Annotated in this window: 13 protein-coding genes and 1 tRNA gene; 13 read left to right on the plus strand and 1 reads right to left on the minus strand. The window is 50.9% G+C overall.

Features of this window, described 5'->3' with window-relative positions; genetic code table 11:
• The first annotated feature begins 27 nt into the window (after positions 1-27).
• From rpoB to LX66_RS11300, 5 genes are all read left to right on the plus strand, one after another.
• The gene (gene rpoB, locus LX66_RS11280; RefSeq protein ID WP_145713217.1) at positions 28-3,837 is read left to right on the plus strand and encodes a DNA-directed RNA polymerase subunit beta; all 3,810 of its coding nucleotides are present in this window, start codon (positions 28-30) and stop codon (positions 3,835-3,837) included.
• 127 nt (positions 3,838-3,964) lie between these two features.
• On the plus strand, positions 3,965-8,260 hold the full coding sequence (rpoC, locus tag LX66_RS11285; RefSeq protein WP_145713219.1) for a DNA-directed RNA polymerase subunit beta': 4,296 nt from the start codon (positions 3,965-3,967) through the stop codon (positions 8,258-8,260).
• A gap of 100 nt (positions 8,261-8,360) precedes the next feature.
• Complete coding sequence (locus tag LX66_RS11290; protein WP_145713221.1) at positions 8,361-9,080, plus strand: DUF4397 domain-containing protein; 720 nt, start codon at positions 8,361-8,363, stop codon at positions 9,078-9,080.
• Positions 9,081-9,179: 99 nt separating this feature from the next.
• Positions 9,180-9,773 (plus strand): OmpH family outer membrane protein, encoded by a 594-nt coding sequence (locus tag LX66_RS11295; protein ID WP_158642602.1) that lies wholly within the window; start codon positions 9,180-9,182, stop codon positions 9,771-9,773.
• A gap of 102 nt (positions 9,774-9,875) precedes the next feature.
• Positions 9,876-11,288, plus strand: a complete 1,413-nt coding sequence (locus LX66_RS11300) for an APC family permease (RefSeq protein WP_145713226.1) — start codon at positions 9,876-9,878, stop codon at positions 11,286-11,288.
• A gap of 503 nt (positions 11,289-11,791) precedes the next feature.
• On the opposite strand, the gene LX66_RS11305 is transcribed toward LX66_RS11300, so the two are convergent.
• A complete protein-coding gene (locus LX66_RS11305; protein WP_145713228.1) occupies positions 11,792-12,325 on the minus strand; it encodes an RNA polymerase sigma-70 factor in 534 nt (177 codons plus the stop codon).
• Positions 12,326-12,446: 121 nt separating this feature from the next.
• Here LX66_RS11305 and LX66_RS11310 point away from each other — a divergent pair, with 121 nt between their 5' ends.
• The 8 genes from LX66_RS11310 (at position 12,447) to LX66_RS11345 (ending at position 22,237) form a co-directional block, all read left to right on the plus strand.
• Positions 12,447-13,052 (plus strand): DUF4254 domain-containing protein, encoded by a 606-nt coding sequence (locus tag LX66_RS11310; protein ID WP_145713230.1) that lies wholly within the window; start codon positions 12,447-12,449, stop codon positions 13,050-13,052.
• A 5-nt stretch (positions 13,053-13,057) separates the two neighbouring features.
• A complete protein-coding gene (locus LX66_RS11315; RefSeq protein ID WP_145713233.1) occupies positions 13,058-14,092 on the plus strand; it encodes a glycosyltransferase family 9 protein in 1,035 nt (344 codons plus the stop codon).
• Positions 14,093-14,191: 99 nt separating this feature from the next.
• Positions 14,192-14,262: transfer RNA gene (locus tag LX66_RS11320), tRNA-Gln, on the plus strand.
• Positions 14,263-14,508: 246 nt separating this feature from the next.
• A complete protein-coding gene (locus tag LX66_RS11325) occupies positions 14,509-15,468 on the plus strand; it encodes a FecR family protein (RefSeq protein WP_145713236.1) in 960 nt (319 codons plus the stop codon).
• A gap of 213 nt (positions 15,469-15,681) precedes the next feature.
• Positions 15,682-18,771, plus strand: a complete 3,090-nt coding sequence (locus LX66_RS11330; protein WP_158642603.1) for a TonB-dependent receptor domain-containing protein — start codon at positions 15,682-15,684, stop codon at positions 18,769-18,771.
• Between the two features lie 54 nt (positions 18,772-18,825).
• Positions 18,826-20,214: a hypothetical protein gene (locus LX66_RS11335; RefSeq protein WP_145713242.1), complete on the plus strand. Its 1,389-nt coding sequence runs from the start codon at positions 18,826-18,828 to the stop codon at positions 20,212-20,214.
• Positions 20,215-20,353: 139 nt separating this feature from the next.
• Complete coding sequence (locus tag LX66_RS11340) at positions 20,354-21,136, plus strand: hypothetical protein (protein WP_145713245.1); 783 nt, start codon at positions 20,354-20,356, stop codon at positions 21,134-21,136.
• A gap of 372 nt (positions 21,137-21,508) precedes the next feature.
• The gene (locus tag LX66_RS11345) at positions 21,509-22,237 is read left to right on the plus strand and encodes a hypothetical protein (RefSeq protein WP_145713248.1); all 729 of its coding nucleotides are present in this window, start codon (positions 21,509-21,511) and stop codon (positions 22,235-22,237) included.
• Positions 22,238-22,261 lie beyond the last annotated feature (24 nt).

Below are 22,261 nucleotides of genomic sequence, written 5' to 3' on the forward strand. Positions count from 1 at the left end.
CAAGTCATATAACTGCTAACTTCGAATATGTCTCTAAAAAAAGCCCAAGCAAACGAAAGAGTTAATTTTGGAAAGATCAAACAAGTGACTGAGACACCGGATCTGTTGGCTATCCAAATTCAATCTTTCAAGGATTTCTTCCAGTTAGAAACCACACCAGACAAGCGTAACAATGAAGGTCTTTTCAAAGTGTTCAAGGAGAACTTCCCGATTACAGATACCAGGAATATCTTTAATCTGGAGTTTCTCGACTACTTTGTAGACCCGCCGCGCTATACGATTGAAGAGTGTATTGAGAGGGGGCTTACCTATTCCGTACCGCTAAAGGCCAAGCTACGCCTTAGCTGTAACGATGAAGAGCACGTGGACTTCCAGACCATCGTGCAGGATGTGTTCTTAGGCAACATTCCCTACATGACCCCGAGAGGGACCTTCGTGATCAACGGTGCAGAACGCGTGGTCGTATCACAACTGCATCGCTCCCCTGGTGTTTTCTTTGGGCAATCCATACATCCTAACGGCACTAAGATCTACTCCGCAAGAGTGATCCCGTTCAAGGGCGCCTGGATGGAGTTTGCTACGGACATCAACAACGTGATGTACGCTTATATAGACCGGAAGAAGAAATTCCCGGTTACCACCCTGCTGCGTGCCATCGGCTATGAAACGGATAAAGATATCCTGCAGTTGTTCGGCATGGCAGATGAAGTAAAAGCAGACCAGAAAAGCCTGGAGAAATATGCCGGCAAAAAGCTGGCCGCCCGCGTGCTCAGAAGCTGGGTTGAAGACTTCGTGGATGAGGACACCGGTGAGGTGGTGAGTATCGAGCGTAACGAGATCATGCTGGAACGCGACAGCATCCTCGATGAGGCCAATATTGAGACCATCGTGGATATGGGAGTGAAAAGCGTGTTTGTACAGAAAGAAGAGGTGAGCGGCGATTTCTCCATTATCTACAATACATTAAACAAGGATACTTCCAACTCCGAGCTGGAAGCTGTTCAGCACATCTACCGCCAGTTGCGCGGTGCCGATGCGCCGGATGATGAAACAGCAAGGGGTATTATCGATAAATTATTCTTTTCCGACAAGCGCTACGACCTGGGCGATGTAGGCCGGTACAAGATCAACCGCAAGCTGGGCCTGAATACCAGCCTGGATATGAAGGTACTGACCAAGGAAGATATCATCGCCATCATCAAATACCTGGTGCAGCTCACCAACGGTAAGGCGGAAATAGATGATATCGACCACCTGAGCAACCGCCGTGTACGTACCGTGGGCGAACAACTGTACGCCCAGTTCGGTGTGGGCCTGGCCCGTATGGCGCGTACCATCCGCGAGCGGATGAACGTGCGCGACAACGAGGTGTTTACCCCGGTAGACCTGATTAATGCGAGGACCCTGTCTTCCGTGATCAACTCCTTCTTCGGTACCTCCCAGTTGTCGCAGTTCCTGGACCAGACCAACCCCTTGTCCGAGATCACCCACAAGCGCCGTATCTCTGCGCTGGGCCCCGGCGGTCTGAGCCGCGAAAGGGCCGGCTTCGAGGTGCGCGACGTACACTACAGCCACTACGGCCGCCTGTGTACCATTGAAACACCGGAAGGCCCGAACATCGGCCTGATATCCACCCTGTGCGTGCACGCCAAAGTGAACGACATGGGCTTCATCGAAACGCCCTACCGTAAAGTGAAGGAAGGTAAGGTGGATATGGACAAGGTGGAATTCCTGAGCGCGGAAGAAGAGGACCTGGTGAAGATAGCCCAGGCCAACGCCCCGCTGGACGACAAAGGCATTTTTGTAAACGATAAGGTAAAATCCCGTGAAACCGGTGATTTCCCCATCCTGGACCCGGGAGAGGTGGAATATATGGACGTGGCGCCCAACCAGATCGTGGGCCTGAGCGCCTCCCTGATCCCCTTCCTGGAGCATGACGATGCCAACCGTGCGCTGATGGGTTCAAACATGCAACGCCAGGCCGTACCGCTGATAGCGCCGGAAGTGCCCATCGTAGGCACCGGCCTGGAAGCCAAAGCTGCACGTGACTCCCGCCTGCAGATCACAGCAGAAGGCAAAGGCGTGGTGGAATTTGTGGACGCCAACGAGATCCACGTCCGCTACGACCGCGACGAGATGCAGAAACTGGTGAGCTTCGAGGACGACCTGAAGATCTACAGGCTGACCAAGTTCGTTAAGACCAACCAGAGCACCTGTATCAACCTGCGTCCCTGCGTGAAGAAAGGACAGCATGTGGTGGAAGGCGATTTCCTCACCGAAGGCTACGCTACCCGTGGTGGTGAGCTGGCCCTGGGCCGTAACCTGAAAGTGGCTTTCATGCCCTGGAAAGGTTACAACTTTGAGGATGCCATCGTGATCTCCGAGCGCGTAGCGCGTGAGGACCTGTTCACCTCCATCCACATTGACGAATACGAGCTGGAAGTGCGCGACACCAAGCTGGGTGAGGAAGAGCTGACCCCGGATATCCCGAACGTGAGCGAAGAAGCCACCAAGGACCTGGATCAGAACGGTATCATCCGCGTGGGCGCCCATATCAAGGAAGGCGACATCCTGATCGGTAAGATCACCCCCCGCGGTGAGTCCGATCCTTCCCCGGAAGAAAAGCTGCTCCGCGCCATCTTCGGCGACAAGGCATCCGATGCCAAGGACGCTTCCCTGAAGGCGCCCCCGAGCACCGAAGGGGTGGTAATAGATAAAAAACTGTTCAGCCGCGCCAAAAAGGACAAGAACTCCAAGACCCGCGAGAAAGCGGCCCTGGAAAAACTGGAAAAGATACACCAGAAGAACGAGGAAGACCTGCTGGAAGTGCTGATGAATAAGCTGCTGGTGCTGCTGAAGGATAAAACCTCCGCCGGTATCACCAATACCTACGGCGAAGTGCTGATATCCAAAGGCTCCAAGTTCTCCCCGAAGAACCTGGCCAATGTAGACTTCCAGAACGTGAACCCGCTGGGCTGGACCACCGACGATACTACCAACGACCAGATCAACTGGCTGCTGCATAACTACAACATCAAGTACAATGAGGAACTGGGCCGTTACAAACGCGAGAAGTTCAACATTTCCATTGGTGACGAGTTGCCCGCAGGCGTGCTGAAACTGGCGAAGGTATACCTGGCCAGCAAGCGTAAGCTGAAAGTAGGGGACAAGATGGCGGGCCGCCACGGTAACAAGGGTATTGTAGCCAAGATCGTGCGTGATGAAGACATGCCTTTCCTGGAAGACGGCACCCCGGTAGACATCGTGCTGAACCCGCTGGGCGTACCTTCCCGTATGAACCTCGGCCAGATCTACGAAACCGTACTGGGCTGGGCCGGTCTGAAACTGGGCGTAAGATTTGCGACCCCTATCTTCGACGGTGCCACCACGGAAGAAATAGCCGGGTTCATCGAAAAGGCAGGGCTGCCGAGCTTTGGCCACACCTACCTGCAGGATGGCGAAACCGGCGAGCGCTTCCACCAGAAGGCGACCGTGGGTGTGATCTACATGCTCAAGCTGAGCCACATGGTGGACGACAAGATGCACGCACGTTCCATCGGGCCTTACAGCCTCATTACCCAGCAGCCGCTGGGTGGTAAGGCGCAGTTCGGTGGTCAGCGTTTCGGTGAAATGGAAGTGTGGGCGCTGGAAGCATACGGTGCCTCCAACATTCTCCAGGAGCTGCTTACCATCAAGTCCGATGATATTGTAGGCCGTGCAAAAGCTTATGAGGCGATCGTGAAGGGCGACAACATACCGAAAGCCGGTGTGCCGGAATCCTTCAACGTGTTGATCCATGAGCTGCGTGGTCTGGGCCTGGATCTGAAGTTTGAATAGTCTTATAAAAAGCTGCGTAGCTTCATAGCCTTGCGCTATTAGCTACGCAGTCCTTCAGCAATAGAAGGTTTAAAATATTTGCCAATAGCCAACAGCTAAAGGCTACGCACCTAAAAGCTAATTAAAGATGGCCATTAAGAAAGAAAATCGTCCTAAATCAAATTTTAACAGCATCACGATCAGTCTGGCCTCCCCGGATGCAATCCTGGAGCGCTCTTACGGAGAGGTGCTGAAGCCGGAAACCATCAACTACCGCACTTACAAGCCGGAGCGTGATGGTTTGTTCTGCGAAAGGATATTTGGCCCTGTAAAGGACTATGAGTGCTATTGCGGAAAATATAAACGTATCCGTTACAAGGGTATTGTGTGCGACCGTTGCGGTGTGGAAGTAACGGAAAAGAAAGTGCGCCGTGAGAGAATGGGGCATATTCGCCTGGTAGTGCCCGTTGTACATATCTGGTATTTCAAATCACTGCCCAATAAGATCGGCTACCTGCTGGGTATGTCGTCCAAAAAACTGGAAACCATCGTATACTATGAAAGGTACGTGGTGATACAGGCGGGCGCCAAGCAGGAAAAAGGCCTGAACTACGGCGACCTGCTGACAGAAGAGGAATACCTGGACATACTGGACACCCTGCCCAAGGACAACCAACTGTTGCCGGATGAAGATCCCAACAAGTTCATTGCCCGCATGGGTGCGGAAGCCGTGGAAATGATGCTGGCCCGCATAGACCTGGACAGCCTTTCCTACCAGTTGCGTAACCAGGCCGCTACCGAAACCTCCCAGCAGCGTAAGGCGGAAGCCCTGAAGCGCCTGAGCGTGGTGGAAGCCTTCCGTGACGCCAATGGCCGTGTAGAGAACCGTCCTGAATGGATGGTAATGCAATATATCCCCGTAGTTCCCCCGGAACTGCGCCCGCTGGTGCCCCTGGACGGCGGCCGTTTTGCGTCTTCCGACCTGAACGACCTGTACCGCCGGGTGATCATCCGCAATAACCGCCTGAAACGCCTGATCGAGATCAAGGCGCCCGAGGTGATCCTGCGTAACGAAAAACGTATGCTGCAGGAAGCCGTGGACTCCCTGTTCGACAACTCCCGCAAATCCAACGCGGTGAAGGCAGAAGGCGGCCGCGCCCTCAAATCCCTCTCCGACGTGCTGAAGGGCAAGCAGGGCCGTTTCCGTCAGAACCTGCTGGGTAAACGTGTGGACTACTCCGGTCGTTCCGTGATCGTGGTAGGCCCCGAGCTGAAGCTGCATGAGTGCGGCCTGCCCAAAGACATGGCGGCAGAGCTGTTCAAACCGTTCATTATCCGCAAGCTGATAGAAAGAGGCATCGTAAAGACCGTTAAATCCGCTAAAAAGCTGGTAGACAGGAAGGAAGCCGTGGTATGGGACATCCTGGAAAATGTGCTGAAAGGCCACCCGGTGATGCTGAACCGTGCGCCCACGCTGCACCGTTTGTCTATCCAGGCATTCCAGCCCAAACTGGTAGAAGGTAAAGCCATCCAGTTGCACCCGCTGGTATGTAGCGCCTTCAACGCCGACTTTGACGGTGACCAGATGGCCGTGCACGTGCCCCTGAGCAATGCCGCCATCCTGGAAGCCCAGTTGCTGATGCTGTCCTCTCACAACATCCTGAACCCGCAGAACGGTACGCCTATTACGCTGCCTTCCCAGGACATGGTGTTGGGGCTGTACTATATCACCAAAGGCAGGAAATCTACCGACGAGATCATAGTAAAGGGTGAAGGCAAAGCCTTCTACTCTGCAGAAGAGGTGATCATTGCCTACAATGAAGGCTACATAGAGCTGCATGCGCACATCAAGGTAAAGGCCTGGGTACGCAACAGCAAAGGTGAGCTGGAGAACAAGCTGATAGAAACCACGGTAGGCCGCGTGATCTTTAACCAGTTCGTACCGAAGGAAGCAGGTTATGTAAACGCCCTGCTCACCAAGAAGTCACTGCGTGAGATCATCGGCGACATTATCAAATACACCGACATTCCCAAGACCGCCAAGTTCCTGGATGATATCAAGACACTTGGTTTCCGTATGGCATTCCGCGGTGGCCTGTCATTCAACATCAATGACCTGATCATCCCTGAAGTGAAGCAGCACATGATCGATGGCGCCACTTCGGAAGTAGATGAAGTGTGGGACAACTATAACATGGGTCTGATCACCAATAACGAGCGTTATAACCAGATCATCGACATCTGGTCCCGTGTGGACACCAAGGTGACGGAAACGCTGATCCGCGAGCTGGCAACAGACAAGCAGGGCTTCAACTCCGTGTACATGATGCTGGACTCCGGCGCCCGTGGTTCCAAACAGCAGATCAAGCAGTTGGCCGGCCTGAGAGGCCTGATGGCCAAGCCGCGTAAGAGCGGTTCCACCGGTTCCGAGATCATCGAGAACCCGATCCTGTCCAACTTCAAGGACGGTCTGAACGTATTGGAGTACTTCATCTCTACGCACGGTGCGCGTAAAGGTCTGGCGGATACCGCGTTGAAAACAGCGGATGCCGGTTACCTGACCCGCCGCCTGGTAGACGTGGCACAGGACGTGGTGATCACCGAAGAGGATTGCGGTACCCTGCGTGGTATTGCCACTACAGCGCTGAAAGATAACGAGGAAGAGGTAGAACCGCTGTATGACCGTATCCTGGGCAGAACCTCCCTGCACGACATTTACGATCCCCTCACCGATGAGCTGATCGTAGCTGCCGGCGACGAGATCACCGAGGATATTGCACACCGTATTGAAGAAAGCGCCATAGACACCGTAGAGATCCGTTCCGTGCTTACCTGCGAAAGCCGCAGGGGCGTGTGCGTGAAATGCTACGGCAAGAACCTGGCTACCGGTTACCTGGCGCAGCGTGGTGATGCCGTAGGTATCATTGCCGCCCAGTCCATCGGTGAGCCGGGTACCCAGTTGACACTGCGTACGTTCCACGTAGGTGGTGTGGCCGGTTCCGCTTCCGTAGAATCTACGCTGGCCGCCAAGTTCGACGGTACCATACAGTTCGACGGCCTGCGTACCACTACCTACGAGAACGCCGAAGGCGACAAGATACAGGTGGTGATAGGCCGTACCGGTGAGCTGCGTATTATGGACGTGAAGAACGACCGCCTGCTGATCACCAACAATATTCCTTACGGCTCCATCCTGCAGGTAAAAGACGGGCAGAAAGTGGCCAAGGGCGATGTGATCTGCACCTGGGACCCCTTCAACGCCGTGATCGTTTCAGAAATAGCCGGTTCCGTACGTTTCGACAGCATCATTGAAGGTATTACCTTCCGCGAAGAGGCCGACGAGCAGACCGGCCACCGCGAGAAAGTGGTGATCGAAACCAAGGACAAGAACAAGATCCCGTCTATTATCATAGAAGGTAATAAAGAAGTTAAATCCTACAACCTGCCGGTAGGCTCCCATATCGTTATTGACGAAGGGGATGGCGTAAAATCCGGCCAGGTGATCGTGAAGATACCGCGTGTGATCGGTAAGCTGCGCGACATCACCGGTGGTCTGCCGCGTGTAACCGAGCTGTTTGAAGCCCGTAACCCGAGCAACCCGGCCATCGTTTCTGAAATTGATGGCGTGGTGACCTTTGGTAACATCAAGCGTGGTAACCGCGAGATCATCATCGAAAGCCGCGAAAGCCAGGTGAAGAAGTACCTGGTGCCGCTGACCCGCCACATCCTGGTGCAGGACGGCGACTTCGTGAAAGCCGGCACCGCATTGTCCGACGGTTCCATCACCCCGGCCGATATCCTTTCCATCAAAGGTCCGTTTGCCGTACAGGAATACCTGGTGAACGAGATCCAGGAAGTATACCGCCTGCAGGGTGTGAAGATCAACGACAAGCACATCGAGGTGATCGTAAGGCAGATGATGCGCAAGGTGACCATCGAGGACCCGGGAGATACCCGCTTCCTGGAAGGCGACACCGTAGACAAATTCGAATTCTTTGAAGAAAACGACAATATCTTTGACAAGAAGGTAGTGACCGAAGCCGGCGAATCTGCCAACCTGAAAGCGGGCCAGATCGTGACCCTGCGCCAGGTAAGGGAAGAGAACTCCCTGCTGCGTCGTGCGGACAAAAAGCTCGTGGAGTACCGCGACGCCGCCCCGGCCACTTCCAGCCCGCTGCTGCTGGGTATTACCAAAGCATCACTGGGCACGCATAGCTGGATATCCGCCGCATCCTTCCAGGAAACCACCAAAGTACTGTCCTCCGCCGCCATCAACGGTAAGACGGACGACATGCTGGGCCTGAAAGAGAATGTGATCACGGGTCACCTGATACCTGCAGGTACCGGTTTGCGCGAGTTCGAGAACATGATCGTTGGTTCAAGAGAAGAATACGATATACTGTCCTCTTCCAAAGAGGTGTTCCAGTTCGACGAAGAAGAATAACCTGGTCATTTAATGTAACAAATAGTTAAAGTCCTCCTGTCGGTAAGCAGGAGGACTTTTTTTATGAGGGAATTATATTAAATCATTTTATTTTGCGCTCATGAGAAAAAATGGCCTACTTGCCGCGGGAGTGTTGTTGCTGCTGCTGGCAGCCATCGCCTGCAGCAAAAGCAGCGACAGTGATATACCCGATACCAGCGGCAACCTGCAGGTGTTCCAGATGGTGCCTGGCGACGACCAGTTTGACGTGGTGCTGGATACCACTACCATCGGCAGCAACCTGGGCTACGGCGACCATACGGACGGCTACCAGTCTTTCCGCGCCCAGAAGTACAGCCTGTGGGTCTATGCTGCCGGCAACCATGCTACCGCGCTGCTGGGGGGCGAGCTGAACCTGCGCAACGGGAAACAGTTCTCCGCCTTTCTCACTCTTGATCATACCAATACCCTGCGGCTGCTGGTAACGGAGGACGACAATACGCCTTCCCCCAGCGGTAATGCCAGGATCCGGGTAGTGGACCTTTGTGATCCCTATGTGAGGCCGGAGGGCAGCAATAACGACCAGGTGCTGCCGCTGGACTTTTACCTGGATTACAAGGACAGCACTTCGGTACCGATGTTCCGCTCAGTTACCTACGGGGCGGTAAGGGCCGCGGAGATCATGCCGCGCAGCTATGAGCTGGATATCAACTGGCAGGACTCTTCCAAGGTGTTGCAAACCGTACCCCTGCAGGTGGATTCCGGCCGGGTATACACGCTGATCACCACCGGCGATGTATTGGGCGATACATTTAAAATGTGGCAATTTGAGAATAAATAAGTTGGCATTTTCCCTTATTTTAGCCGTTCAATCTTTAAAAAACAGCAATCAACGGAGTTCAAAAATCCATTATTCAACATGCGTAATGTTCAACTAACTGTGAAAAAAGGATGTTTTATTGTTTTTGCAGCCGTACTGTTCGCCGCCTGCCAGCAGGCAGGGAAGGGCGTTACCAATACGGCCGATTCATCCGGCAAAAGCACCAGCGCAGCCCCTGGCAGTGTGGGTACCCGGATCGCTTATGTGGATCTTGATTCCGTAGAAGCACACTATGAATATTTCAAGGAAAAGAAAGCGGAGCTGGAAAAGCGGCAGCAGGCCATTGATAACGAGCTGAAGGCCAACCTGCGTTCCCTGCAGAACGAAGCGGCGGATTTCCAGAGAAAGGCCAACAACAACCAGTTGACCCAGTCCGAAGGCGAAGCAGCCCAGCGCTCGCTCATGCAAAAGCAGCAGCAACTGGAAGTAAAGCGGCAGAACCTCTCCCAGCAGTATATGGAGCAGGAAGCCAAATTCAATGAGGACCTGCAGAAAAGGCTGGATGATTTCCTGAAAAAGTTCAATGCCGACAAGAAATACGACTTCATCTTCTCCTACCGTGCAGGCGCCAGCAATATCCTGTTCAAAAATGAATCGCTGGATATTACAAAAGCGGTGATTGCAGGTCTGAATGAAGCCGACGCAAAAAAATAGTTAATAATTAATAATGAATAATTAATAATCGTTACATTACTGTTTCTGGGAAGCACCTGTGTACCTTATTATTAATTGTTAATTATTCATTATTAATTAGTCATGCATTCCACTGAAAATACGTCATTCAAGCCCAGCCTCAGTTTGCTGGATGCTACCATGATAGTTGCCGGTTCCATGATTGGATCCGGCATTTTTTTGGTCTCTGCCGAAATAGCCCGCAGTGTGGGATCAGCCGGGTGGTTTACCCTCATGTGGGTGCTGGCCGGCGTGGTGACCATGATAGCGGCCGTAAGCTACGGTGAGCTGTCCGGCATGTACCCGCGTGCCGGCGGACAGTATGTGTACCTGCGGGAAGCCTATAATCCGTTTGTGGCCTTCCTTTTTGGCTGGACACAGTTCAGCGTGATACAGACCGGCACCATTGCCGCGGTGGCGGTAGCGTTTGCCAAATTCACCGCCTACCTGGTGCCTGCCTTTGGCGAACAGAATATTTTATGGGATGCCGGCATTGTAAAGATATCCGCCGCGCAGGTGCTGGCCATTCTTTCCATCATATTGCTCACGTACATCAATACCCGGGGTATCCGCAACGGCAAGCTGATACAAACGGTGTTTACCCTGGCCAAGCTGGCGTCCCTGTTCGGGTTGATCATCTTCGGTTTCCTGATCGGCGCCCGGCAGGAGGTATGGGACGCCAACTGGCAGCATGCCTGGACAGCCATGTCCCGGCAGGAAGCAAACGGGCAGATGGTGACCTCCCTGCTCACCGGCATGGCTTTCCTGGGCGCCGTGGCCGTATCCATGAAGGGCTCGCTTTTTTCCAGCGATGCCTGGAACAATGTGACCTTTATTGCGGCGGAGATCAGGCATCCGCATAAGAATATAGGGCGCTCCCTGTTCCTGGGCACCCTGATCGTGACCATTATATATGTGAGCGCCAACCTGATGTACCTGGCCGTGCTGCCTTTGCAGGAGATTGCCTTTGCCGTGAACGACCGGGTAGGGGTGGCTGCGGCGGAACGGATCTTTGGCAACAGCGGTTCCCTCATTATTGCCGTTATGATCATGATCTCTACTTTTGGCTGCAATAACGGGTTGATCCTGTCCGGCGCCCGTATTTATTATACCATGGCGCAGGATGGCCTGTTCTTTAAGCGGGCCGGTTCGCTGAACCGTTACAGTGTGCCTGCCCAGGGATTGTGGATACAGTGTATCTGGGCCTCGCTGCTGTGCCTTACCGGCCGTTATGGCGACCTGCTGGCCCTGGTGATATTCGGGGTGCTTATTTTCTATGTGCTGACGATCATCGGTATTTTCATCCTGCGCAGGAAGCGGCCGGCGGTGCCGCGCCCTTACAAGGCATTCGGCTACCCGGTGCTGCCCATGGTGTACGTAGTGGTGGCCGTGTTGCTGGCTTTCCTGCTGCTGGTATTTGAGGCCAGTTACACCCTGCCGGGGCTGGGTATTATCCTGCTTGGCATCCCTTTGTATTATATTTCGCGAAAATTGTAGCTAAAATGAACAAAAAAATAGGATGAATGACACAAAGGTTGTACGAAAAAGTTTATAAAAACCGGGTCACTGCGGTGGTTTTTACAGTGAACTGCATTAATTTGCACATAACAGCACACAGGAACCCAAAAATAGTTTTAAGTGGTGTAACCCTGGATTGATTAACACGTATGAAAAGAAAACCCGTTGCCAGCTTTAAGATGCTATCTATACCTATTTTTATTGCCATAGCGTCCTATGCTCCCCAGGGTTGTCTCTTATCATATCAGACTTTCGATAACTTTAAAAATAAATGTAATTAAAGATATAACTAGGTGGTTAAAGAAGCGTGAAGGTATTTTAGCCCCAAGATAACCATTAAAAGCCTACACGATTTGCATTCTCGAACATTCACATGACAATCTTTTACAATAAGCGTAAGGTTTCCACCTTACGCTTTTTTATTGATGAGACGGGTGAAGGGATGTGTTGGAATGATATACAGGAAGAGATGTAAGCCGGCCTTATTTGATCTCCATATCGTAGTACGCCATCATCTCCCGCCGGATAAATTGTAAGGCCAGGTTTAGATGATTTCTGACGGTAGCGGGCGAGAGGCGCAGTTGCTCGGCAATTTCGCGGTGGCTGTGTCCTTTGTCCCTGCTTAGCAGGTATACGTTCCGGCGTTGCTCCGGCATTTTTTCTATTACTTTCTGTATCTGCTGCCTGAATTCTTTGCGCAGCAGTTTCTGTTCATCGGGGTTGTCAGCAGCAGGCGCTGGTTGTTGTGCCGACATTTGCGCCAGCGTTTGTTTTTCACGGTATAGTTTACGCACCTCATCCACCACTATGTGTTTTGTAAATACAAACAACAGTGGAAAAACATCCTGCCCCTCCTGTACTTTGTGTATATTTTCCCAAAGCCTGATGAAGCATTGCTGTGTAATCTCCTGTGCACGTGTAACGTCTCCTGTAAGCTTATAGGCAAATCTGAACACCTTATCATGGTTATTTTCGAAGATCTGCTGAAAAAGCACTTTTGACGGGTTATCAGACATAGATATAGATTATTGTGTATTTAGCGATTTGCGACTATCAGACTTTAAATGTAGCATGTATTTGTTACTACAATGTTAAGAGAAGGATGGAGAGGTGTAGCAATTTATTTACATTTGTCGCATGTTTACATCACTCTGTAACCAGGTGTTTAGCTGCAGTATACAGGACTATCACGTAAAGGATGACGTGCACCAACCTGCAGCAAACCCGTACGATAAAAACAGCATTGAACACCTGCTGTACCTGAAAAACTGGATAGATACGGTGCAGTGGCACCTGGAAGATATTATCCGGGACCCGGCCATTGACCCGGTAAAGGCGCTGGAGATCAAGCGCTGGATAGATCGCTCCAACCAGGAACGTACGGATGTGGTGGAATATATTGACAGTTACTTCCTGGAAAAATATAAAACGGTGCAGCCGCTGCCCAACGCCAGCATCAACACCGAAAGCCCGGCCTGGGCCATAGACCGGCTGTCCATACTGGCGCTGAAGATCTACCACATGCAGGAAGAGGCGAACCGGGCAGATGCTGATGCAACGCACCGCGACGCCTGCCAGCGCAAGCTGGATGTACTGCTGGTGCAGCGGCAGGACCTGGGCGCCGCTATCGAAGAGCTGCTGGCGGATATTGCCGCTGGCAGAAAATATATGAAAGTGTACCGGCAGATGAAGATGTATAACGACCCTTCCCTGAACCCTGTGCTTTACGGGGCCCGCAAGTGAGCAGCATGCAAAAGACCATTCTTGCTATCCGTTTTTCCGCACTGGGGGATGCCGCCATGACCATACCTGTTATGAAACAGGTGCTGGCCCAAAAACCCGGCCTCCGCATTGTTTTTGTGTCCAATAAAAACTGGAGCGCTTTATGTAAAAACATTCCCGGTCTTACTTTTTTCCCGGCCGACCTGAAAGGCAGGCATAAAGGATTACCGGGCCTGTATCGCCTGTTCCGGGACATTAGCCGGGCGCACCGCATACAGGCGGTAGCGGACCTGCACGAAGTGTTGCGTTCCAAAATAGTGCGTACTTTTTTCAAGCTGAAAGGCATGCCGGTAGCGATCATAGACAAGGGACGCGCTGCCAAGAAAGCACTGACCCGCAAAGAGCATAAAGTATTACAGCCACTCACCTCCACTATAGAACGTTATGCGGCCGTTTTCCGGCAGTTGGGCTTCCCCTGCGATCTGCAGGGTGCACCGGTATTTGCCGCGCCCTGGCCGTTGAGCGACCGCATCACCGCCGTTACGGGCCCTGCTGGTGGGCATACCTGGATAGGTGTGGCCCCTTTTGCCACTTACCAGGAAAAGACCTACCCGCCGGAAAAGATGGAGCAGGTGCTGGCCGCGCTGGCGCAGCAGCCGCAACATAAAATATTGCTGTTTGGAGGAGGTGCGCAGGAAGTAGCGCAATTGACCACGCTGGCTCAACGATATCCCCGGACGGTGGTAGTGGCTGGTCGTTTTTCCCTGGAAGAGGAGCTGGCCATCATCAGCCGCCTGCAGGTGATGATCAGCATGGACTCCGCTAATATGCACCTGGCCTCCCTGTTTGGCGTGCCGGTGATATCCATCTGGGGCGCCACTCATCCTTTTGCAGGTTTTATGGGGTACGGGCAAACGATGGACCGGGTAGTGCAGTTGCCCGACCTCTATTGCCGGCCCTGTTCGGTATTTGGCAACAAGCCCTGTTTCCGGGGAGATCATGCCTGTATGGAGTGGATAGCGCCGGAAAATGTAGTGGAAAAGGTGTTGGAAGTGCTATGAAACCCGCTGTAAGTGATTGATTTTGTGTAGATAAAAAAATCGGGTTTATTTTTTTGAAGTAAGGAAAAAAAAACTAATTTTGCCATCCCAAAACAATGATGCCCGATAGTATAATGGTAGTACGACAGATTTTGGTTCTGTTTGTCTAGGTTCGAATCCTGGTCGGGCAACTGGAGAGCAAGAACTAAAAACAGTTCAACGACGCTCAAAGAACATCAAACCCGCTACAGCAGCAGCTTGTAGCGGGTTTTTTCTTTCCTTCCATATGCTAACTGTTACCCAGGCCTGCAGGTGAAAATGCTGCTTTGGAAGGGTAGCATGTGCAACGCCTTTGTTTATCACGGCTAATATTAACAAATTGTGAACTCCGGTATGCTCATTAGTATCAGTTGTTATTGTAAACGTACTCCTTCTGTATGCAAATTAACAGGCAGTTATTGGAAAGATATTTCAAAGGGGAGTGCACCCCGGCAGAAGTAGAACAGGTAGAGATCTACCTGTCACAGGATGCTACCCCTGAAATGGACGCCTACCTGCTGGAAACATGGAAGGAATCCGCTGAGGAAGATATGCCTGTTACGGCACCGGTTGCTCCCAAAAAGATCGCAAAGCAATACCGGCTCTGGTACAATACGGCCGCAGCCGCCGCAATATTATTGCTGATCAGCGTTAGCGCCTGGCTCTGGCAAAAGCAGGGAGGAAGGGCTGTGAAGCCGCTGGCCGTACAATGGGATACCATTTATAATGGCGGTAATACTATACGGGTAGTATCTATGCCGGACGGCTCAAAAATATGGTTGAATGCCTATTCCGCCCTTGCCTATACAGCAGACTATAATGTAGGCGCCCGTGAATTGTGGTTAGAGGGGGAAGCCTATTTTGATGTAGCAAAGATGGAAGGGCGGCCGTTCAGGGTACATACCGGGGAACTGGTTACCACCGCGCTGGGCACCACTTTTAATATTGCTACTTCCAACCGGGCAGACAGCAGCATTGCAGTAAGCTTGCTGGAGGGAAAGGTGGCTGTAAACGCCGCCGGTTTTTCCTGTGTGCTCCAACCTGGACAACTATTACTGTACAATAAAGAAACAGTATCTCCTGCTATCACGCAGTTTAAGCCGGCAGAAGTGCTGGATTGGAAAAATGGGAAACTGGTATTTGAAAATGCTGCCCTGGAAGATGTGTTCGCTAAACTCCAGGCACGTTATGGCTGCACTATCCACCTGCAGAGTAAAACATTAACAAAGAAAAAAGTATCCGGTGTTTTCCACGCAAGTGAAACGGTTGCACAGATCCTGCAAGGATTGAGCTATGTGCACAACTTCAACTATGAGTATGTAACAGACAGCAACAGTTATATAATCAGGAAAAAATAAGCAACAATAATATACCTGGGATAATCTAAACTAATCTAAACACAAATAGTCACTAACAGTATGCAAAAATCTACAAGGAGATTTTGTACAGGGAAACGTATGTCCATTATGATGATGCTCAGCTTCAATTGCTTTTTATTGAATGCGCAATCGATGATGTTAGCTGCACAGTCCTATCATGCACTAAATGACAGGATACAGCTTAAACAGGGAATGACAACCGTTGCTGCAGTAGTTGAAACCCTAAAGCAGCAAACAACCTATACTTTTGTTTATGATCCGGAGTATTTGCAAAAGTGCGCATTGCCGGACGATGGATTTATCAGGGAACGGTCGCTGTCAGGTATACTGTCTTTCCTGGATCAAAACACCCCCGTAGATATCGCCTTTGCAGATAATACTGTAGCTATACGCCAGGGAAGGGCCGACAAGCCGAAAGCGCAGGAGAGGGGCCATGTAACAGGTAAGGTAGTGGACAACAAGAACCAACCCCTCCCGGGTGTAACCATCCGGGTAACAGGTGCGGCAGGTGGCAGAGGCACCGTTACGCAGGTGGATGGTTCCTATGACCTGGAGCTGGAGCCTGGCACTTATACATTGGAGTTCAGCTTTATTTCCTATAGCACGCGGCGTATAACAGAAGTAGTCGTAAAGGAGAAAGGCGTAACATCATTGAATGTAGTGATGACAGCTTCCTCCGCTGCCCTGAAAGAAGTGGTGGTAACGGCCAGCTACCGGAAGGCTTCCGTAGAAGGATTGTATGCATTGCAGAAGAATAATGCAGCGCTTTCTGACGGTATCAGCGCGGAGCAGATCGCCCTTACGCCGGATAACAATGCCGCCCAGGTACTGAAGAGGGTAAGCGGCCTCACTGTGCAGGACGACAAGTTTGTGACCGTGCGTGGATTAAGCGATCGTTATAACAACGTACTGTTGAACGGATCCGCGCTGCCCAGTACAGAACCTAACCGCCGTAATTTTTCCTTTGATATTATTCCCAGCGGGCTAATTGATAATATTATTGTGAATAAGACCGCTACGCCGGACATGCCGGGTGAATTTGCCGGCGGCCTGGTGCAGGTAACCACTAAAGACATACCGGACTTTAACTATGCCAGCGTAACAGTTGGCTCCGGCTACAATACCAATAGCGTTGGCCGGGATATGTACAGCACCAAAAGAGGCCAGAACGATTACCTGGGTTATGACGATGGTAACCGCAACTGGTGGCGGAACGGCACCTGGGACCGTCACGAATATGTGAATGCGGATGCTGAAAAGAGAGGGGAAATGAACCGCCGCATTCCCAACAACTGGGGCCTGTATAGATATAACTACAGCCCGGTGCAGAATTACCAACTGAACGCCGGGCGTAAGATATCCCTGCGCAACGGCGGCCGGATAGGGCTTACAGGGGCAGTAATGTACCGTCATGAAGAAAAGATAGAAGACGAGGAGCGGCGTACTTACCTGGGCGACCAGTATGACTTTGCCGGAAGTTCCTATTATTTCCGTTCTGCAACCGGGGCGCTGCTGAATGTAGCTTACCTCAAAGGTGGGCATAAAGTAGCCTTGAAGAACTTATACAACCACCTGTTTACCACGGAAACCAACGTGTACAACGGTACTATACAGGGTTTTGGCGGCACTTATGCAGGGACCTATACCGGTATAACACTAATCAATGATATCCGTCAGCACCGCCTGGAAGGGGAGCATGCCCTGGGTAAAAAAGGCATTAAGCTGGAGTGGAACGGCGATTGGGTGAATGTACGGCGCAGTCAGCCTGATTCCCGTAACCTGCTGGGCTTCCGGGAACCTACAGATCCGGAGGGTTATTACTATTACAACTTCAATGACGGAACCGGTTTCCTTGGCAGGGGGGGCTCTATTTTTAATTCCTACCTGGAGGAAGACCGTTATAACTGGTCGGCTAATGTGTCACTGCCATTTACGGTAGCCGGGCAGAAGCAGAAAATAAAAGCCGGGTACGCTGGCTTTTACCGGGAAGCAGACTATCAGAGCGTAGGTATGATTGTAAGAGGCAGCGCGGCATACGCAGAAGAAAGCAAAGGTTTGCCGGATCATGAAGCATTGGATCCCAGCTTTTTCAAACCGGGTTATTTGTACTACTTCCTTACCGGCCCCCGCAGCTCTGCAACGGGAGACGATTATACCGGCATGCAACGCCTGCAGGCCGCTTATGCCATGCTGGACCTGAATTTCCTGAAACATTTCCGATTCATTGGCGGGGTGCGTATGGAAAACAACCACGCAGAAGTACATACTGTTACATTTGGACCTACGTCCGGCCTTCCTGTAGACTCTACCGTGGTGTTTGACAAGGTAGACTGGCTGCCTTCTGCCAACCTGATCTACAGTCTGACCCCGAAGATGAACATACGCCTGGCTTACGCAGAAACGCTTTCCCGCCCGGAGTTCCGGGAGAGGAGTTCCTATATCTATTATGAGTTTAAGGAAAGAACGGAATATAAAGGCGCTTATGGCCTGAAAGATGCGCGTGTGCGTAACCTGGATTTGCGCTATGAATTTTACCCTTCTGTGGGAGAGGTAATCTCCGTATCAGGATTCTATAAAAGATTTGAATCCCCGGTAGAGCTGGTGGTAGGTGGTGTGCAGGGAGGAGGGCAGATTTACTACTACTTTAACCTGCGTAGCTCTACTGCTACCGGAATGGAAATTGATTTCCGCAAATCATTTGACTTTATTAATCCTGCCAGCAATTTCTGGCGGAACCTGTACATCAGTGGCAATGGCTCGTGGATGAAGGCAAACGTGCGCTACAATACCGAAGAGATGCTGAGGGCTGCCAATGGTGAAGGCGGCACCAATTTCGGCGAACTGCCCCCGGATTCCAGGAACCGTCCTTTACAGGGCCTGTCTCCTTACGTAATTAACGGAGGCGTAGGCTATATGGGCAAGCCGGTGGGCATCAATGTAAGCTATAACCGTTACGGTCGCCGTATAGCAGCGGGTGGGTTGTACCCTTATGCAGATCAGTACGAGAATCCGCGCGATGTGCTGGACCTGCAACTGAGCACCCGCCTGCTGAAGGATAAGCTGGACATCCGGCTGAACCTGAGCGACCTGCTGCAGCAGCACTTTATCATTTACGATAACGTAAAACTGAATGAGAATGGTGGGGTACCTAACAATACTGATCCCAAGGAAAATGTGAATAACGATCCCCGTGGGAATGGCTACAACCCGGACCTGGACTATACCCGTTATAAGAGCTATCGCGGTACCGGCGTAACACTGAATGTTACCTACAATTTTTAGAAAGTTCGTTGCATCATATAAAACCCTATTAAAAAAAAACAAAAAAAGTTAACCATGAAAAAAGCCCTTGTTTATTGCGGTGCACTGGCAGCATTAGCCTTCGGCGCCTGTAAAAAAGAAGCTCAGCAGCCTGTTGCAGAGCGTCCCCTGAGCGCTGGTGTTACATACCTGGCCAACGGCGATACCTTACCGAACATTATTGAGGGGGGTGATACAATAAGACTGGAAGGAGCTTGCAACACTTTCTACCTGGATGGTAAATGTTATGTAAAGCGTGGTGGTGTGCTGGTGATCAAGCAGGGTGTAACTGTTAAAGGTATCAGCAAGCCTACTCCTGCAGAAGCTTCTGCCCTGGTAATTACCCGTGGCGGTAGAATATTTGCAGATGGTACTGAGACCCAGCCAATCATCTTTACGTCTACCGTTGATTCTGTAGGTAAATGGGGTGGTGTTGTGATCCTGGGTCAGGCTCCCATTAACCAGGATACTACTACCGTTACCATTGAAGGTATCGATCTGCCTTCTTTACCTGCTGGTGTAGATGTACACTTTGGTGGTAGCAACAGTAGCGACAACTCCGGCCGTTTTAACTATGTGAGGATTTACAATGCCGGTGCTGCTATTTCTCCGAACAATGAGCTGAACAGCCTGACCCTGGGTGGCGTGGGAAGCGGAACCCAAATTCACCACGTACTGGCTGCCAATGGCGCTGATGACGCTTTTGAATGTTTTGGCGGTACGGTAAGCCTGCGGTACATCATTGCCCAGTCTACCAACGATGATGCTTTTGACTTTGATTTTGGTTACAGGGGCGCTATCCAGTTTGCACTGGCTGTTGTTAAATCTGTAGACAATACTTTCAACGGCGATGCCAACGGTATTGAATCTGATAATGACGGTACCGGTTCTTCTGCTACTCCGCAGACCCGCCCGGTTATTTCCAACATGACTATCATAGGCGGAAATAGCGCTGCAGTTACTGGCACCGTTCGCGGTACCCGCTTTAGAAGGAATTCATCCGGCATCCTGTATAACTCTATCATCATGGGTTATAACACCGGGTATGCAGAAATTGCAATCCAGAGCGTAAGGCATAACCTGATACAGGCCTTTACCACTGGTGCAACTCCTGCACTGGATGCTTCCAATAAAGTATGGGTAGGTGGTAATGCAAATGACAGCATTCGCCTGAGGAATCCGTTTGGCAGCTTACCGACTGTATGGATGTTTGGTCAGCCCAATTCTCCTGCTACCTTTGATGCAAGACCTGATACTACTGTAGGTTCACCCGCAGCAACCGGTGCCGTGTTTAACGAAGCTCCGATCAATGCGTTTGTTGGTGGCAGCGGTATGACTGCTGTTTCCTACAGGGGTGCATTTGATCCGGCTGCTGCTAATGGTACAGCCTGGATGGCATTTGCACTTGATAACACATGTAACTAATGGCATAAACCACTTTTAAACTATGGTGCAATGAACTGGACCAGGTAGCCGGCTTACTCCGGTTACCTGGTTTTAAAAATAAACAAGTTAAAAAATGATGAAAAGGTTTATTTACAGGCAGATGAGACGTTGTAAAAACATGATAAAACAAAGCGCATTGTCAGCAATATGCCTGGCCGCTATATTGGTAACGATTATTTCCTGCCAGAAAGATGGAGAACTGCGGGAAGCGCCGCAGGTAACCGATGCTTTCATCAGGGTTATTTCTTCCAGGACAAATCCTGTGTTCAGCGTTTTTGTAGATGACAAGCTACTGGGAGACAGCCTGGGCAACAATGGTGAACTTAGAACAACAATTGTAAAAACAGATGGCAGCCAGCATTTTGTAGTAAAAGAGTTGTCTTCCAATACCATTTTGGTAGATACTATGGTGGTGCTGGCCCGGCCTGACTGTGTACTGTCTGTACTGGAATCTGATACCACTGCACCGCCCCTGCTTTTTGTAAGCGGCGGATCGGATATCCCGGAGGATAGTGCTAGGCTGGCTTTTTATGTAGGAGATCCGGGTATCCCCACGCCGGTAGATCTTTATCTCTACCAGTCCGATTGGGCATCATACACTTTGGATACGGTGCCTGTTCATATATACAGAAATCTGAACAATTATTCAGTTACTGATTTTATCACCGTTGATATGAGTCATGGTGAAATTGGGTACAGCATATTGGTAAAGTATAGCGGCACTGATCAACTGGTGCCTGGTATAACCAATAATACCGGTGTTATGTGGGATAATCCAGGTTCTGGAGTAAGAGTGTCTATATGCGTCCTGCCAGGCAGCGGTCCATCAAACGTGCATAACATTGCAAGGCTGGTGAAAAGCGGGAATTTTTATCTGACCGGTTGCATGATCTCTTTTTGAATAAATAAGCATACAATGGCTTCTACAGAAGCTTAACATATATCCATCGCCTTCCATTGTTTGTTAACTATTTAATGAAAAGCCCTGACAGATTTGTGAAACCAGTAAGATCTTTAATGGAGCCTGTCATTTGATAAAAAGATACCGTCACCTGACAGATGGATCGGAACACTTTATAGATAGATAGTGGCACCTGACAAGTAGGCAGTGAAAGAGAGCAGATGGATGTCGCCACCGGTCAGATGGAGACCGTCAGGCCGGGAAAAGAAAGCGCCATTCAGGCAAATTGAAATATTTACAGCGGCAGTTAAAAGATATTGTGTATGAGATAGCTGAAAAGACAAACTATTCAAGAATGAAAACCCTGTTTTTATGCACCGGCTTATTGACCATATCAGCTATTGGCGGATGCTGGCGGCAGGCATTGTAGCCCTGGCCCCGGTAATGGTTTCCTGCGAAAAGGAGGATGCTATGTCCGCGCCGGCGCCGGCCAACATACAAACTGTGCCCTACCAGGATACCCTGCGTGGGGTAATAACAGAAAATACCCTGTTGATCAACAATCGCACCTGGTACATAGACGGGCTGGTGTATGTAAGCAATGAAGCTACCTTAACCATAGAACAGGGTACTGTTATAAAAGTAGTAACAGGTAAAAGAGAAACTATACAGCCGCGCCTGAATGGCGGGCTGGTGATAACCCGGGGAGCGAAAATAATGGCGCGGGGTACGCCTGTCCGTCCGATACATTTTACAGTAACAGACAGCTCGGATAATAGCCATAATGCCTGGTGCGGTATGATGTTGCTGGGCCGTGCGCCGGTAAAGAAAACCCCGGCCAGACAGGGTACGCTTATTTTGCCTTCCGGCAATGGCCTGGCCTATGGAGGAGATATCCCGGAAGACAGCTCCGGTGTACTGGAGTATATTCGATTTGACTATTTGCAGATTCCACCAAATAAAATTAAAAAGACACAACAAAGATCATTACAACCCGGCCTGCTTTTGCTGGGAACCGGCAGCCATACTATTGTAAAAGACGTAGTGATGCGCCCCGTGAGCCATGAACATCATTTGAAGCAGGAGGAGCATCTGCCGTAATGGGTTTAGACCATCTAATTATCC

The sequence above is a fragment of the Chitinophaga japonensis genome (assembly GCF_007830125.1).
In the GTDB taxonomy this organism is placed as follows: domain Bacteria; phylum Bacteroidota; class Bacteroidia; order Chitinophagales; family Chitinophagaceae; genus Chitinophaga; species Chitinophaga japonensis.

What these genes read in the sequence shown, in the direction of transcription:
- LX66_RS11335 (WP_145713242.1), top strand. Translation starts at nt 18,826, where the DNA reads ATGAAAAAAGCCCTTGTTTATTGCGGTGCACTGGCAGCATTAGCCTTC.
- LX66_RS11340 (WP_145713245.1), top strand. Translation starts at nt 20,354, where the DNA reads ATGATAAAACAAAGCGCATTGTCAGCAATATGCCTGGCCGCTATATTG.
- LX66_RS11310 (WP_145713230.1), top strand. Translation starts at nt 12,447, where the DNA reads ATGTTTACATCACTCTGTAACCAGGTGTTTAGCTGCAGTATACAGGAC.
- rpoB (WP_145713217.1), top strand. Translation starts at nt 28, where the DNA reads ATGTCTCTAAAAAAAGCCCAAGCAAACGAAAGAGTTAATTTTGGAAAG.
- LX66_RS11305 (WP_145713228.1), bottom strand. Translation starts at nt 12,325, where the DNA reads ATGTCTGATAACCCGTCAAAAGTGCTTTTTCAGCAGATCTTCGAAAAT.
- LX66_RS11330 (WP_158642603.1), top strand. Translation starts at nt 15,682, where the DNA reads ATGACAACCGTTGCTGCAGTAGTTGAAACCCTAAAGCAGCAAACAACC.
- LX66_RS11325 (WP_145713236.1), top strand. Translation starts at nt 14,509, where the DNA reads ATGCAAATTAACAGGCAGTTATTGGAAAGATATTTCAAAGGGGAGTGC.
- LX66_RS11290 (WP_145713221.1), top strand. Translation starts at nt 8,361, where the DNA reads ATGAGAAAAAATGGCCTACTTGCCGCGGGAGTGTTGTTGCTGCTGCTG.
- LX66_RS11315 (WP_145713233.1), top strand. Translation starts at nt 13,058, where the DNA reads ATGCAAAAGACCATTCTTGCTATCCGTTTTTCCGCACTGGGGGATGCC.
- LX66_RS11345 (WP_145713248.1), top strand. Translation starts at nt 21,509, where the DNA reads ATGCACCGGCTTATTGACCATATCAGCTATTGGCGGATGCTGGCGGCA.
- rpoC (WP_145713219.1), top strand. Translation starts at nt 3,965, where the DNA reads ATGGCCATTAAGAAAGAAAATCGTCCTAAATCAAATTTTAACAGCATC.
- LX66_RS11300 (WP_145713226.1), top strand. Translation starts at nt 9,876, where the DNA reads ATGCATTCCACTGAAAATACGTCATTCAAGCCCAGCCTCAGTTTGCTG.